Consider the following 1,596-nt stretch of genomic DNA (forward strand, 5'->3'; position numbering starts at 1 on the left):
AGATGTGTATAAAGAGACAGGCGGAAGCTGTCGCGCTCCACCGCGCCCACGTGCGACTCGAAGGCCGCCATCGACGCGTCCGAGTCCGCCGTCAGCGCGTCCACCCGGGCCTGGATGCGCGACACCCACTCCAGCGCGCGCCCGTGCGCCGCCTCCACCGCGCCCGCGTCCTTCGCCAGCACCGCGGGCAACAGCGCGTCCCGGTAGAGCGTGTCCAGCGCGTCGCCCGACGCCTGGATGTCCGCCACCGCCGCGCGCTCGTCCGCGTCGCGCGCGTGCTCCGCCAGACTGCGCGTCAGCGCCTCCACGCGGGCGCGGGCCTCCGTGTGGAAGTGACGGTGGCTGTCATTGCCCAGGATGATGGTGTGCGCCAGGTGCGCGTACTGGTCCCTCACCGCCGTGGCCAGCTCGCGCGCCTCCCGCGCCCGGCCGCCCACCTCGCGCAGCGCGCGCGTGCCCTCGTGGATGTCCGCCAGCCGGCCGAGCGCATAGGCCGACGCCGCCGCGAACAGCGCCACCAGCGCCCCGAACGCGAGCAACACCCTGCGGGTCGTGGTGCCGGAGACAGGTCCCATGGAACGGTTTATATGACTGACAATGCGCTTCAAGAACCTGGATGGCAGCGGACCGCAGCCCTTCACCCGCGTGTTCAAGTGGGCCGTCACGGACAAGCTCACGGGCAAGCGCCGCGACTCACCCGCGCGCGCCGTCGTGCCGCACGTGGAGCCGGATCTGGCCCTGCTCGCCACCCCGCCCGCGCCGGGTGAAGGCGCCCGCCTCACGTGGCTGGGCCACGCCAGCTGGCTGGTGCAGCTGGATGGCGTGTCGCTGCTCATCGACCCGGTGCTGCGCGACGCCATCAACGTCGTCATCCGCCGCAACGTGCCGCCCGGCGTGCCCGTGGAGAAGCTGCCGCGCATCGACGCGAGCCTGGTGACGCACAACCACTACGACCACCTGGACCTGCCCACGCTCAAGCAGGTGGGCGCCCGCATCGTCACCGGCCTGGGCCACGCGCCGGTGTTCCAGGGCCAGGGCCTGCCCTTCCACGAGCTGGACTGGTGGGAGTCCACGCAGGTGGGGCCCGTGCGCGTGCACTACGTGCCGTCCCAGCACTGGAGCCGCCGCGGCCTCAACGACGCCAACGAGATGCTCTGGGGCGGCTTCGTGGTGGAGGGCTCCAGCGCGCGCGTCTACCACTCCGGCGACACCGCCTACTTCCAGGGCTTCAAGGAGATTGGCGCGAGGTTCCCCAAGCTGGACGCGGCGCTGTTGCCCATTGGCGCCTATGACCCGGCGTGGTTCATGCGGCTGCAGCACATGAACCCGGAGGAGGCGGTGCAGGCCTTCGAGGACCTGGGCGCGCTGGCCTTCTTCGCCATGCACTGGGGCACCTTCAAGCTCACCGACGAGCCCCTGGACGAACCGCCCGCCCGCCTGGACGCCGAATGGCTGCGCCGGGGCTGGCCTCGCGACCGCGTGCACGTGCTGCCCGTGGGCGGCATACACACCGTGCGGCACGGTTGAGCGCTGGCGGGGCTTGTGGTCTCAAGCGGGCATGCTCCTGCCCACCCTCGCAGCCCTGGTCCTCACGCA

Annotated in this window: 1 protein-coding gene and 1 pseudogene; one reads left to right on the top strand and one right to left on the bottom strand. The window is 71.7% G+C overall.

Annotated elements, in window-relative coordinates; genetic code table 11:
• A pseudogene (locus D7X55_RS39300) lies at positions 1-575 on the bottom strand (histidine kinase); the annotation flags it as partial.
• 16 nt (positions 576-591) lie between these two features.
• Between D7X55_RS39300 and D7X55_RS39305 the strand changes: the two are divergent.
• A complete protein-coding gene (locus D7X55_RS39305) occupies positions 592-1,527 on the top strand; it encodes an MBL fold metallo-hydrolase (protein WP_121725688.1) in 936 nt (311 codons plus the stop codon).
• Positions 1,528-1,596 lie beyond the last annotated feature (69 nt).

Origin of the sequence: Corallococcus sp. AB049A, assembly GCF_003668885.1 — a bacterium.
GTDB classification, from domain to species: Bacteria; Myxococcota; Myxococcia; order Myxococcales; family Myxococcaceae; genus Corallococcus; species Corallococcus interemptor.